Annotated in this window: 6 protein-coding genes, 3 tRNA genes and 3 rRNA genes; 2 read left to right on the plus strand and 10 right to left on the minus strand. The window is 58.3% G+C overall.

Translation table 11 applies throughout. The features are described 5' to 3' along the window. Positions 1–146 precede the first annotated feature (146 nt). Positions 147–2,078 carry a transglycosylase SLT domain-containing protein gene (locus ACGI6K_RS15555; RefSeq protein ID WP_376942235.1) on the plus strand — a complete coding sequence of 644 codons (1,932 nt, stop codon included), beginning with the start codon at positions 147–149 and terminating at the stop codon, positions 2,076–2,078. On the opposite strand, the gene yegS is transcribed toward ACGI6K_RS15555, so the two are convergent. The 3 genes from yegS to moaB all read right to left on the minus strand — a co-directional run bounded on the left by yegS (position 2,072) and on the right by moaB (position 4,840). Next, a complete protein-coding gene (gene yegS, locus ACGI6K_RS15560; protein WP_376942233.1) occupies positions 2,072–3,016 on the minus strand; it encodes a lipid kinase YegS in 945 nt (314 codons plus the stop codon). The two genes, ACGI6K_RS15555 and yegS, sit on opposite strands and share 7 nt — an antisense overlap. 74 nt (positions 3,017–3,090) lie before the next feature. Then, entirely contained in the window at positions 3,091–4,296 is a 1,206-nt protein-coding gene (locus ACGI6K_RS15565; protein WP_376942232.1) for a molybdopterin molybdotransferase MoeA, read from the minus strand. 4 nt (positions 4,297–4,300) lie between these two features. Continuing rightward, entirely contained in the window at positions 4,301–4,840 is a 540-nt protein-coding gene (moaB, locus tag ACGI6K_RS15570; RefSeq protein WP_041807033.1) for a molybdenum cofactor biosynthesis protein B, read from the minus strand. A gap of 135 nt (positions 4,841–4,975) precedes the next feature. On the opposite strand from moaB, the gene ACGI6K_RS15575 reads away from it, so the two are divergent. Continuing rightward, complete coding sequence (locus ACGI6K_RS15575; protein ID WP_394542964.1) at positions 4,976–5,419, plus strand: NTP transferase domain-containing protein; 444 nt, start codon at positions 4,976–4,978, stop codon at positions 5,417–5,419. Positions 5,420–6,007: 588 nt separating this feature from the next. Here the strand turns inward: ACGI6K_RS15575 and ACGI6K_RS15580 are convergent. From ACGI6K_RS15580 to ACGI6K_RS15610, 7 genes are all read right to left on the minus strand, one after another. Beyond that, positions 6,008–6,084: transfer RNA gene (locus ACGI6K_RS15580), tRNA-Pro, on the minus strand. 536 nt (positions 6,085–6,620) lie between these two features. Continuing rightward, positions 6,621–6,736, minus strand: a 5S ribosomal RNA gene (gene rrf / locus ACGI6K_RS15585). Between the two features lie 161 nt (positions 6,737–6,897). Continuing rightward, positions 6,898–9,789 (minus strand): 23S ribosomal RNA (locus ACGI6K_RS15590). Between the two features lie 245 nt (positions 9,790–10,034). Then, positions 10,035–10,110: transfer RNA gene (locus tag ACGI6K_RS15595), tRNA-Ala, on the minus strand. 44 nt (positions 10,111–10,154) lie between these two features. Further along, positions 10,155–10,231: transfer RNA gene (locus ACGI6K_RS15600), tRNA-Ile, on the minus strand. Positions 10,232–10,322: 91 nt separating this feature from the next. Continuing rightward, positions 10,323–11,858 (minus strand): 16S ribosomal RNA (locus tag ACGI6K_RS15605). The 16S, 23S and 5S rRNA genes sit together here with 2 tRNA genes alongside, the layout of an rRNA operon. 427 nt (positions 11,859–12,285) lie before the next feature. Then, complete coding sequence (locus tag ACGI6K_RS15610) at positions 12,286–13,506, minus strand: argininosuccinate synthase (protein ID WP_376948435.1); 1,221 nt, start codon at positions 13,504–13,506, stop codon at positions 12,286–12,288. Positions 13,507–13,611: the final 105 nt, after the last annotated feature.

The following is a 13,611-nucleotide window of genomic DNA, read 5'->3' on the forward strand; positions in this document are numbered from 1 at the left end:
GGGTCGGGCACCGGTCACGTTCCGGCCGACTACTCGCGCATTCTTGGCTATCCGGTGCGCTGTCAATGAAGGCGGCGCTACAGCTAAACTAGACATGAGTTCCATTACCGCGAAACTCCGTCGCCACTCCCTCCCCGAGAAGCGTCATGCGCAGCCGATTGCTCAGCCTGTTCTTCTGCCTGTCCCTGTTCCCCCTGGCTGCCCCGCTCGCCGAGGCTGCCTCGCTCAGCGAACAGCGCCTCCTCTATGACCAGGCCAAGCGGGCGCTGGCCAAGGGCGATGCCGGCCTCTACCTGCGCAATCGCCAGGTCCTGCGCGACTATCCGCTGGAGCCTCACCTGGCTTACGACGAACTGACTGCCCGGCTGAAAACCGCCAGCAACGAGGAAATCGAAAAATTCCTCACCGAGCATGGCGATCTGCCACAGATTAGCTGGATGAAACTGCGCTGGCTGCGCTGGCTGGCCGAACGCGGCGATTGGCAGACCTTCGTCGACTATTACGATCCGGCGTTGAACTTCACCGAACTCGACTGCCTGTACGGCCGCTACCAGCTCACCCACGGGCGCAAGGCCGAAGGGCAAGCCCTCGCCGAAAAGCTCTGGCTGGTCGGCAAGTCGCAGCCGGAAACCTGCGACACCCTGTTCGGGCTCTGGGCCGCCGAAGGCCAGTTGACCGATCAGAGGCGCTGGCAGCGCCTGCGTCTGGCCGCCGATGCGCGTAACTACGGCTTAGCCACGAATCTGGCGAAAAGCGCTCCCGCTCTCGAGCGCGAAGGCTTGCTAATGGTCGAGGTGGCGCAGAAGCCGCAAATGCTGCTGAGCCAGAGTTCGCGCTTCGCTCCGGCCAGCGAGCGAATGGCCGATGTGGTCGGTCTCGGCCTGCGCCGGCTGGCTCGCCAGGAGCCGGACAAGGCCCTGGCCCTGCTCGACGACTATGCCCGGCGCATGCGCTTTTCCAACGACGAGAAGGTAGCGATCGCCCGGGAAATCGGCTTGTCGCTGGCCAGACGGTTCGACAGCCGGGCTCTCGCGGTGATGGTCGAATACGATCCCGAACTGCGCGACAAGACCGTAGCCGAATGGCGCGCCCGCCTGCTACTGCGCCTGGGCCGCTGGGACGAAGCTTATCGCCTGACCCGCCAGATGCCTCCGGAGCTCGCCGACAGCAACCGCTGGCGTTACTGGCAGGCGCGCAGCCTGCAACTGGCCCAGCCACAGAGCCGGGAAGCGACCGGACTCTACCAGCCGGTCGCCCGCGAACGGGATTTCTACGGTTTTCTCGCCGCCGACCGCATCCAGGTGCCTTACCAACTGAACCATAAGCCAATGCCCCTGGATCCACGGGTGGTGCAGAAGGTGCGCAACACCGCCGGTATCCGCCGGGCCCTGGAGTTCTACGCACGCGGACAGGTCGTCGACGCGCGCCGCGAGTGGTACCACGTCAGCCGCCTGTTCAGCCGCGAGGAAATGGTCGCCCAGGCCAGGCTGGCGTACGACATGGGCTGGTATTTCCCGGCCATCCGCACCATCAGCCAAGCGCAATACTGGGACGATCTGGACATCCGCTTTCCGATGGCCCACCAGAACAGCTTGACGAGTGCCGCCAGAAGCCGCGGCCTGCACTCGAGCTGGGTGTTCGCCATTACCCGCCAGGAAAGCGCCTTCATGAGCGATGCCCGCTCCAGCGTCGGTGCCGGCGGCTTGATGCAACTGATGCCGGCGACGGCCCAGGAAACTGCGCGCAAGTTCGGCATTCCGCTGAGCTCGCCACGGCAGGTCTTCGATCCGGACACCAACATCCAGCTCGGCGCCGCCTACCTGAGCCAGGTACATGCCCAGTTCGGTGGCAACCGGGTACTCGCCTCCGCTGCCTACAACGCCGGCCCTGGGCGCGTACGCCAATGGCTGCGTGGAGCCAATCACCTGGCCTTCGATGTCTGGGTGGAAAGCATCCCCTTCGACGAAACCCGCCAGTACGTGCAGAATGTGCTGTCGTACTCGGTGATCTACGGGCACAAGCTCAAGGCTCCGCAACCCCTGGTAGAGTGGCACGAACGCTATTTCGACGATCAGTAGGACTCGGGTTCGGCCGCTCGCGGTCCGCAATTACCGCATAGCAGCGGCGAGTCGAGCGGCAGGTGTACCCGCAGGGCAGCCGCACGGGTGGAGAACCGCAGGCTCCGACCGTTCGATGGCTCGCCGTCCAGGTTCAGGTCCAGTCCCTCCGGGGCCTCGATCTCGATCCACGGCAGGCGCGCGCCGATGGAGAGGGTTTCGGCCCCACCGAGGATACGCTGGGAAATCAGGGCCCCTAGGGTACTGAGCGGGCTCTCGGCATCCTCAGGGGCAGGAACTATGCAAAGATCGAGCAGGCCATCGTCCACCAGCGCCCCGGGACAGAGAGGATTGCCTCCGCCGGCCTGACGCCCGTTGCCGATACCCAGCGCCAGGAACTCACCCTCCCAGTGAAAACCCGGTCCGTGAAAACGCCCGAAGGACGCATGCAATTCGGAAAGGCGCGTCAGTCCGGCCAGCAAGTAGGCCACGCCACCGAGAGCCTTCTTCAACTCCTCGGGCGTGCTGGCAGTGACTTTCGAGCCGAAACCGCCGGTGGCCATGTTGAGAAACAGTCGACCATCCACTTCGCCGAGATCCACCGCGCTGGGCGTGACCTCCAGCAGGGCCAGAGCCCCCGCCGGCGTCAAGGGAATACCGGCCGCCCGGGCGAAATCGTTGGCCGTGCCCAGCGGGAGGATCGCCAGACTAGCACCGCTGCCCGCCAGGACCATGGCTTCCGCCACTTCACGCAGCGTACCGTCGCCACCGCCAGCGATGATGGTCGGATAGCCTGCCGCCAGCCCCTCCCCGACCAAACGCCGAGCATCTCCGGCCTCCCAGGTCAGGCGCACAGCGATTTCCCAGCCCGCCTTCCGGCGGGCGAGAATAGCGGTACGCAGCTCCTCGTTCGAGACCTGTCGACCATGCAGCACCAACCATGCCTTGTGCTCAGCCATTACCCACCTCGAAAAGCGTTCCTTTTCAACAAGTATGGACGACGGAACAGTCGAACACGCTCCGGTACGACGTCTCAGCCCAGCACTTCGCTCAGCGGAATGAAACGTACCGAGTCGCCTTCGGCCAAGGTCGTATCTTCGATTACCTCGACCAGTCCGTCGGCCCAGGTAGCACTGAGCAATACGCCGGGACTCTGGTTCGAATAAAGCACGGCACGTCCATTTTCCAGACGTGCCCACAAGTACTCGCGACGCTTGCCGGGTTTGCTCCAAGCGAAGCCGGCCGGTACCTGGAACGCCAATGGCATTACGGCCCGCACGCCGAGACGGCGCAACAGATACGGCCGGGCCAGCAGGGCGAAGGTGACCAGCGAGGAGGCCGGATTACCGGGCAGAGCGATGATGGGAACGCCCCGATAGCGGCCGACCGTCAGCGGCTTGCCTGGTTTGATCGCCAGCTTCCACAAAGCCAGTTCGCCCTCCTCGCGCAGAATCTGACCAAAGCAGTCCGCTTCGCCGACCGATACGCCGCCGGTCGAGAGGATCAGATCGGCTTCAGCCAGCTCCTCGAGACGGGCACGGGTCAATTGCGGATCATCGGGCAGGATGCCGGCATCCAACACGCTGCAGCCCAGGCGCTTCAGCCAGCTCAGCAACAGGGTGCGATTGCTGTTGTAGATCTGCCCCGGACCCAGCGGTTGTCCTGGTCTGACCAGTTCGTCTCCGGTGGATAACAGCGCCACCCGTGGACGCCGCCGCACCGGCAGCTCGACGATGCCCAGGGATGCGGCCAGCCCCAGTTGCGCCGGCCCCAGGCGAGTGCCTACAACCAACACGGTTTCACCGCAACGGGTTTCCTGACCCTGCTCGCGAATGTTCTGTCGCGGACGCAAGGCCTGGCTGAAGCGTACCCGCCCATCTTCGAGCAGTTCGGTGTTTTCCTGCAGTTCGACACAATCCGCCCCTTTTGGAACCGGCGCCCCGGTAAAGATGCGTGCGCAAGTGCCGGACTGCAGAGGCTCGGGGGCCTGTCCCGCGAAGATCGTCTGACTGACAGCCAGTGGCTCGCCAATCCAGTCGACTAGACGCAGTGCATAACCATCCATTGCGCTGTTCGGCCAAGGTGGCAGATCCAAGGAAGCAATCAAAGGCTCGGCCAGTACCCGCCCCTCAGCATCATCCAGTGCAACCCGTTCGACATCGCCGATCGGTTCCTTCTCGGCCAGTTGCAACAGGCATTCAAAAGCAGCCTCGACAGCTATCAACGCGGACTTTTTCATCGGGCTATCCGCGCGCTCCACAGGACGGTACCGGCTTCAGATGGGGCACGAAGCTGCAGGGACGATGACGGGCGTCCAATTGCTCGGCCAGGATGCCATCCCAAGCCGTGGCACAAGCGCCGGTCGAGCCCGGCAGGCAACAGACCAAGGTACCATTGGCCAGACCAGCCAGAGCGCGGGACTGAACGGTGGAAGTACCAATCTCAGCCATGGAGATATGGCGGAACAACTCGCCAAAGCCGTCGACCTGCTTGTCCAGAAGGCAGGTTACGGCTTCGGGAGTGCTATCACGGCCCGTAAAGCCGGTTCCGCCGGTAATCAGCACGACCTGCACATCCTTGTCAGCGATCCAGGCGGCTACCACGGCGCGAATATGGTACAAGTCATCCTTGAGCAGCAGACGCGCCGCCAATTTGTGCCCTGCCGCACTCAGGCGCTCGACAAGCAACTGGCCTGAGGTATCGGTACCTAGAGTACGGGTATCACTGACGGTCAGGACTGCAATGTTTAATGGCACGAAGGCCGCTTCAACCTTATGACTCATGCCGCCTTCCAGTATCACAGAGAAGTCGGACCGGAGTTATACCACAAGCAACCGGCGGAACCATTCAATAACCATCCCGGACATGCCCCTCCTCCCTGCTCGGTGCTATTGCTGGCTGGTGGCCGGGGACAAAGCATGGAGGGACATGACAAAGGGTTGCTAGAGTGGCGGGGCAAGCCGTTGATTGCCCACCTACACGCAGTGACGCGACCGATCACCAGCGACTTGATCATTTCTTGCAATCGCAATACCGAACGTTATGCACTCTATGCCGATCATCTAGTGCATGACGACAGACCGGACTTTCCGGGTCCCTTGGCCGGTATCCGCGCAGGACTGGCAGTCGCCCGTCATGGCTGGCTACTGGTCTTGCCCTGCGATGCCCCCCCTGGTCAATGCCGCACTGTTGTACAGCATGCGCCAACATGCCAACGCCTACCCCGAACGTTCTTTGCTGCTACGTCAGGGTCAGCAATGGGAGCCCCTATTCTGCTTGATCCCCAAGAGCCTGGAACCAGCCCTCGAAAGGGCCTGGCAAGACGGCTAGCGCAGTCCACGCCGGGTCTTTCTGGCACATGAGGCTACAGTTCTGCAATGCGCATCGGGAGATTCACGGCTGGCCAACCTGAACACACCGCAACTGCTAGAGCAATTTCTGACCAGACTGACGGGTTATTGAGTTGCGATGGATTAGCCTTCCGCAGAACCGTATAGCTCTATTACCTCAGAAAGCCGTCACACTATGTTAGGTGGTTCAATTCTTTGAAGTCGTTTGGCGCTGGATGCAATTAGTGCAACCCCGAACGCCCGAGGCTGCCGAGAATCGACACTATAGGAAACGATATCGGACGAGCGATGGAATGATTCATCGGTTGATCGGTCAGGTATACTGAAACAAGCAGCAACCCGACAGTCATGGCTCGAAGAACACCTATTAAGAAATAGTGAAGCGTAGTGTTCTGATGAATACAGCCATCTATTCCTATGGCAAATGCCTTTGGCTGGAAAACACCGCCGAATGAGTCCTGCTAGCTCAAGAGGATTTTTACTTCACTGCTGGATCGACCAGCCCGACCCAAAAACGAAACGCCCCGTTAAACGGGGCGCTTCATTCTTACCTGGATCGACGTCTTGCAAACACCCCTAGAAAATCCGGGGATCCTTGATTGGTCGGAGCGACTGGATTCGAACCAGCGACCTTCTCGTCCCGAACGAGACGCGCTACCAAGCTGCGCTACGCTCCGAAGATGGCGCGCATTTTACAGAAAAACTTTTTATACACAAGGGGTTAATGAAAATTTTCACACTCTCTGCTTCGGATGAATGTGAAAAATACCCAAGGGTCCGGAAAGAACACCGCTTAAAGCTCCACGAGCAAGAGGAACGATATCAGCCCCACCGTCCCATCTGGTTGCACCTATTGCGATACTACCTACCACCTCACACTCCTTGACGCGTTTACCCAACGACCCTGAGTGCAACTACCAATTGATGGTGACTTAAACCGCCTCATTCAAATGTTCCACTATACCAAGCCGGCATTGGAGAAACCTCGCGCGTGGTGATCCCGACAGGTCTTGCCGACATACAAGCATAGATGCCACGAGGGAAGAGCACTGAACGGAACAGCGGCGCGCCGGGAGGGAAACGGCTGGGGCGCCACCCGACGGGCCTGCGGAGAGAGGCGCCCTTAGCGGGGCCGGCCTGTCGGGGCGGGACTGCGCCCGGGGCAAGCAAAAACCCCCGGGCCGACGAGACGGTCCGGGGGTTCGCAAAAGGGGCTTGACGATGACCTACTCTCACATGGGGAAACCCCACACTACCATCGGCGAGGCGTCGTTTCACGGCTGAGTTCGGGATGGGATCAGGTGGTTCCAACGCTCTATGATCGTCAAGCAATTCGGCTGCCGCCGTGTCGAGGACACGACAGCCAATCGGGTCGGTGATAGCAGTAACCTGTTTCCGGCAATGTGCGGTCCAGCCAAATCTTCGGCCTGTCGGCTGCGCCCTCTGCAGGCCACCCTGCTGGGGCGGACAACAGATTGTTTGGGCGTTATATGGTCAAGCCTCACGGGCCATTAGTATGGGTTAGCTCAACGCCTCACAACGCTTACACACCCCACCTATCAACGTCGTAGTCTGCGACGGCCCTTCAGGGAGCTCAAGGCCCCGGTGAGATCTCATCTTGAGGCGAGTTTCCCGCTTAGATGCTTTCAGCGGTTATCTCTTCCGAACGTAGCTACCCGGCAGTGCCACTGGCGTGACAACCGGAACACCAGAGGTTCGTCCAACCCGGTCCTCTCGTACTAAGGTCAGCCCCTCTCAAATCTCAAACGTCCACGGCAGATAGGGACCGAACTGTCTCACGACGTTCTAAACCCAGCTCGCGTACCACTTTAAATGGCGAACAGCCATACCCTTGGGACCGGCTTCAGCCCCAGGATGTGATGAGCCGACATCGAGGTGCCAAACACCGCCGTCGATATGAACTCTTGGGCGGTATCAGCCTGTTATCCCCGGAGTACCTTTTATCCGTTGAGCGATGGCCCTTCCATACAGAACCACCGGATCACTAAGACCTACTTTCGTACCTGCTCGACGTGTCTGTCTCGCAGTCAAGCGCGCTTTTGCCTTTATACTCTGCGCGTGATTTCCGACCACGCTGAGCGCACCTTCGTACTCCTCCGTTACGCTTTGGGAGGAGACCGCCCCAGTCAAACTGCCCACCATACACTGTCCTCGATCCGGATAACGGACCGGAGTTAGAACCTCAAGCATGCCAGGGTGGTATTTCAAGGATGGCTCCGGGGGAACTGGCGTCCCCCCTTCACAGCCTCCCACCTATCCTACACAAGCAGGCTCAAAGTCCAGTGCAAAGCTACAGTAAAGGTTCACGGGGTCTTTCCGTCTAGCCGCGGATACACTGCATCTTCACAGCGATTTCAATTTCACTGAGTCTCGGGTGGAGACAGCGCCGCCATCGTTACGCCATTCGTGCAGGTCGGAACTTACCCGACAAGGAATTTCGCTACCTTAGGACCGTTATAGTTACGGCCGCCGTTTACCGGGGCTTCGATCAAGAGCTTCGCTTGCGCTAACCCCATCAATTAACCTTCCGGCACCGGGCAGGCGTCACACCCTATACGTCCACTTTCGTGTTTGCAGAGTGCTGTGTTTTTAATAAACAGTCGCAGCGGCCTGGTATCTTCGACCGGCATGGGCTTACGGGGTAAACCCTTAACCCTCACCGGCGCACCTTCTCCCGAAGTTACGGTGCCATTTTGCCTAGTTCCTTCACCCGAGTTCTCTCAAGCGCCTTGGTATTCTCTACCCGACCACCTGTGTCGGTTTGGGGTACGGTTCCTGGTTACCTGAAGCTTAGAGGCTTTTCTTGGAAGCAGGGCATCAACCACTTCGCCTTCGTATAAGAAGGCTCGTCATCGGTTCTCGACCTTGACCACCCGGATTTGCCTGAGTGATCGGCCTACCGCCTTAAACTTGGACAACCAACGCCAAGCTGGCCTAGCCTTCTCCGTCCCCCCATCGCAGCAACCAGAAGTACGGGAATATTAACCCGTTTCCCATCGACTACGCTTTTCAGCCTCGCCTTAGGGGCCGACTCACCCTGCGTCGATTAACGTTGCGCAGGAACCCTTGGTCTTTCGGCGTGGGTGTTTTTCACACCCATTGTCGTTACTCATGTCAGCATTCGCACTTCTGATACCTCCAGCAAGCCTCTCGACTCACCTTCACAGGCGTACAGAACGCTCCTCTACCGCGCAGCTTGCGCTGCACCCGTAGCTTCGGTGCCTGGTTTGAGCCCCGTTACATCTTCCGCGCAGGCCGACTCGACTAGTGAGCTATTACGCTTTCTTTAAAGGGTGGCTGCTTCTAAGCCAACCTCCTAGCTGTCTAAGCCTTCCCACATCGTTTCCCACTTAACCAGGACTTTGGGACCTTAGCTGACGGTCTGGGTTGTTTCCCTTTTCACGACGGACGTTAGCACCCGCCGTGTGTCTCCCGTGCTGGCACTTGCCGGTATTCGGAGTTTGCATCGGTTTGGTAAGTCGGGATGACCCCCTAGCCGAAACAGTGCTCTACCCCCGGCAGTGATACACGAGGCGCTACCTAAATAGCTTTCGAGGAGAACCAGCTATCTCCGAGCTTGATTAGCCTTTCACTCCGATCCACAAGTCATCCGCTACCTTTTCAACGGGAGTCGGTTCGGTCCTCCAGTCAGTGTTACCTAACCTTCAACCTGCTCATGGATAGATCGCCCGGTTTCGGGTCTATACCCAGCGACTTGGCGCCCTATTAAGACTCGCTTTCGCTACGCCTCCCCTATACGGTTAAGCTTGCCACTGAATATAAGTCGCTGACCCATTATACAAAAGGTACGCAGTCACCCAACCAAGTGGGCTCCCACTGCTTGTACGCATACGGTTTCAGGATCTATTTCACTCCCCTCTCCGGGGTTCTTTTCGCCTTTCCCTCACGGTACTGGTTCACTATCGGTCAGTCAGGAGTATTTAGCCTTGGAGGATGGTCCCCCCATGTTCAGACAACGTTTCACGTGCGCCGTCCTACTCGATTTCATTGACCAGGGACTTTCGTGTACGGGGCTATCACCCGCTACGGCGGCCCTTTCCAGAGCCTTCCACTAATCCCTCGCCAACTTAAGGGCTGCTCCCCGTTCGCTCGCCACTACTAAGGGAATCTCGGTTGATTTCTGTTCCTCAGGGTACTTAGATGTTTCAGTTCCCCTGGTTCGCCTCTTGCCCCTATGGATTCAGGACAAGATACCCGGCTTGTGCCGGGTGGGTTTCCCCATTCAGAGATCGCCGGATCACGGGCCGTTTGCCGCCTCCCCGACGCTTATCGCAGGCTACCACGTCTTTCATCGCCTCTGACTGCCAAGGCATCCACCGTATGCGCTTCTTCACTTGACCATATAACCCCAAGCAATCTGTGGCCTCGCGGCCGTGCCTGGCTGGTGTGAAGACGACATTTGCCGAACATTTGCGCTTGAACTCGCACATTTGCCTTGACCGCGCCGACCGCAGTGAAACGAGCGGCGCGTCGTACTTCTATCACATACCCGAATTGTTAAAGAACGGTTCTGGCGCAAAGACCAGAAATCAGCATTCGCCCGATGGGAAATGCTCATTTCTAAGCTTTCAGCGATGGTGGTGGATGGTGGAGCCAAGGAGGATCGAACTCCTGACCTCCTGCGTGCAAAGCAGGCGCTCTCCCAGCTGAGCTATGGCCCCTCTTGCCTTGCGCGAGGTCGACACTGGCCACACCCCGTGACAATTGGTGGGTCTGGGCAGATTCGAACTGCCGACCTCACCCTTATCAGGGGTGCGCTCTAACCAACTGAGCTACAGACCCAATCGTCTCACTCTCGGGTCTAAACCCAATCGCTGTTTGCCAGGGAATCAAGCAATTCGTGTGGGTGCTTATGAAAAGCCGGATCTTCGATTAAGGAGGTGATCCAGCCGCAGGTTCCCCTACGGCTACCTTGTTACGACTTCACCCCAGTCATGAATCACTCCGTGGTAACCGTCCTCCCGAGGGTTAGACTAGCTACTTCTGGAGCAACCCACTCCCATGGTGTGACGGGCGGTGTGTACAAGGCCCGGGAACGTATTCACCGCGACATTCTGATTCGCGATTACTAGCGATTCCGACTTCACGCAGTCGAGTTGCAGACTGCGATCCGGACTACGATCGGTTTTCTGGGATTGGCTCCGCCTCGCGACTTGGCAACCCTTTGTACCGACCATTGTAGCACGTGTGTAGCCCTGGCCGTAAGGGCCATGATGACTTGACGTCATCCCCACCTTCCTCCGGTTTGTCACCGGCAGTCTCCTTAGAGTGCCCACCCGAGGTGCTGGTAACTAAGGACAAGGGTTGCGCTCGTTACGGGACTTAACCCAACATCTCACGACACGAGCTGACGACAGCCATGCAGCACCTGTCTCTGCGCTCCCGAAGGCACCGCTCCATCTCTGGAACGTTCGCAGGATGTCAAGGCCAGGTAAGGTTCTTCGCGTTGCTTCGAATTAAACCACATGCTCCACCGCTTGTGCGGGCCCCCGTCAATTCATTTGAGTTTTAACCTTGCGGCCGTACTCCCCAGGCGGTCGACTTAATGCGTTAGCTGCGCCACTAAGCTCTCAAGGAGCCCAACGGCTAGTCGACATCGTTTACGGCGTGGACTACCAGGGTATCTAATCCTGTTTGCTCCCCACGCTTTCGCACCTCAGTGTCAGTATCGGTCCAGGTGGTCGCCTTCGCCACTGGTGTTCCTTCCTATATCTACGCATTTCACCGCTACACAGGAAATTCCACCACCCTCTACCGTACTCTAGCCCAGTAGTTTTGGATGCGGTTCCCAGGTTGAGCCCGGGGCTTTCACATCCAACTTGCCGAACCACCTACGCGCGCTTTACGCCCAGTAATTCCGATTAACGCTTGCACCCTTCGTATTACCGCGGCTGCTGGCACGAAGTTAGCCGGTGCTTATTCTGTCGGTAACGTCAAGGCGCTTGGGTATTGACCGAGCGCCCTTCCTCCCAACTTAAAGTGCTTTACAATCCGAAGACCTTCTTCACACACGCGGCATGGCTGGATCAGGCTTTCGCCCATTGTCCAATATTCCCCACTGCTGCCTCCCGTAGGAGTCTGGACCGTGTCTCAGTTCCAGTGTGACTGATCATCCTCTCAGACCAGTTACGGATCGTCGCCTTGGTGGGCCTTTACCCCACCAACTAGCTAATCCGACCTAGGCTCATCTGTTAGCGTGAGGCCCGAGGGTCCCCCACTTTCTCCCGTAGGACGTATGCGGTATTAGCGCGGGTTTCCCCGCGTTATCCCCCACTAACAGGCAGATTCCTAGGCATTACTCACCCGTCCGCCGCTCGCCGGCAACCCGAAGGTCCCGCTGCCGCTCGACTTGCATGTGTTAGGCCTGCCGCCAGCGTTCAATCTGAGCCATGATCAAACTCTTCAGTTTCAATTCGTTTGGATCCTAAGATCCTAAACTCGGCTCAGCAATCGCCATATCTCAACTCATGAATTCACGAGTCGCTTGGACGTGCTGACTGTCTTGCGATGCCAGGCTTGCCACAAGCGCCCACACGAATTGCTTGATTCCACTTTGTTAAAGAGCGTTTCGGCCGGGCTTCCCCATCCGAGGCCGCGCATTCTACCCTAGAAGGACAGCCTGTCAAGCAGCAAAAAAACAAAATCCTAAAACATTTGAAATCAACCAGACCCAACCTAATTCATGACGGCAGCGATCCCTCAAAAAACCGTCACGCACCAAGCCTCAAAACAATGACCCTTTGAATCCAAGATAGCAGAAAGATACCCACCCAAAACCAGAAAGACGACGAAAGGGTCCCGGCGGAGCAATGCCCACCCCAGGCTTGCCCCTCGCATTACTTCAGCGTGTTACGCCCCTTACTGGCAGCGATGCGCATACGCAGTGCATTAAGCTTGATAAAGCCCGCAGCATCCGCCTGATTGTAAGCGCCTCCATCTTCTTCGAAGGTCGCGATGCTGGCATCAAACAACGAGTCATCCGACTTACGGCCAACCACAATGACGTTGCCCTTGTACAGCTTCAGGCGCACTACACCATTCACATTGGTTTGCGAAGCATCAATCATCTGCTGCAGCATCAGCCGCTCCGGGCTCCACCAATAACCGTTGTAGATCAGGCTGGCGTACCTAGGCATCAACTCATCCTTCAGATGAGCCACTTCTCGATCGAGGGTGATCGACTCGATAGCTCGGTGAGCCTTGAGCATGATGGTGCCACCGGGAGTTTCATAGCAACCGCGCGACTTCATGCCGACGTAGCGGTTCTCCACGATATCGAGGCGACCAATACCATTCTCGCCCCCCATTCTGTTCAACTCACCCAGCACCTGAGCCGGACTCCGCTCGACACCGTCGATGGCAACGATATCCCCTCCACGATAAGTCAACTCAATGTAGGTCGGCACATCTGGTGCGGCCTCAGGAGACTTAGTCCAACGCCACATATCCTCTTCATGCTCGGTCCATGTGTCCTCCAGCACCCCCCCCTCATAGGAAATGTGCAATAGGTTGGCATCCATGGAATAGGGCGATTTCTTTTTGCCATGACGCTCGATCGGAATACCGTGCTTCTCGGCGTAGTCCATCAATCTCTCACGGGACAGCAGGTCCCACTCACGCCAGGGGGCGATCACCTTGACGCCAGGCTTCAGCGCATAGGCCCCTAACTCGAAGCGCACCTGATCGTTACCCTTACCGGTTGCGCCATGGGAAATAGCATCGGCACCAGTAGCGTTGGCGATTTCGATCAGGCGCTTGGCAATCAGCGGGCGGGCTATAGAAGTACCCAACAGATACTCGCCTTCGTAGACGGTGTTGGCACGGAACATCGGGAAAACGAAGTCGCGCACGAATTCTTCGCGCAGGTCGTCGATAAAGATCTCTTTGACACCGAGAGCCTGCGCCTTGGCTCGCGCCGGCTCGACCTCTTCGCCCTGACCCAAATCAGCGGTGAAGGTCACAACTTCGCAGTTGTAGGTATCCTGCAACCACTTGAGGATCACAGAGGTATCCAGGCCGCCAGAATAAGCCAAGACAACCTTTTTCACATCCGCCATGCCATCAGCTCCACAGGGTTTACGAAAAGGTGCCGATTGTAGCGGTGCCGCCCAGCCTTTTACAGAGCCACTCCTCCCTTCCGCCCCAAGTGACAAGTGCCGCCT

Origin of the sequence: Azorhizophilus paspali (assembly GCF_043587585.2) — a bacterium.
Classification (GTDB): Bacteria; Pseudomonadota; Gammaproteobacteria; order Pseudomonadales; family Pseudomonadaceae; genus Azotobacter; species Azotobacter paspali.

What these genes read in the sequence shown, in the direction of transcription:
- ACGI6K_RS15555 (WP_376942235.1), top strand. Translation starts at nt 147, where the DNA reads ATGCGCAGCCGATTGCTCAGCCTGTTCTTCTGCCTGTCCCTGTTCCCC.
- yegS (WP_376942233.1), bottom strand. Translation starts at nt 3,016, where the DNA reads ATGGCTGAGCACAAGGCATGGTTGGTGCTGCATGGTCGACAGGTCTCG.
- ACGI6K_RS15565 (WP_376942232.1), bottom strand. Translation starts at nt 4,296, where the DNA reads ATGAAAAAGTCCGCGTTGATAGCTGTCGAGGCTGCTTTTGAATGCCTG.
- moaB (WP_041807033.1), bottom strand. Translation starts at nt 4,840, where the DNA reads ATGAGTCATAAGGTTGAAGCGGCCTTCGTGCCATTAAACATTGCAGTC.
- ACGI6K_RS15575 (WP_394542964.1), top strand. Translation starts at nt 4,976, where the DNA reads ATGGAGGGACATGACAAAGGGTTGCTAGAGTGGCGGGGCAAGCCGTTG.
- ACGI6K_RS15610 (WP_376948435.1), bottom strand. Translation starts at nt 13,506, where the DNA reads ATGGCGGATGTGAAAAAGGTTGTCTTGGCTTATTCTGGCGGCCTGGAT.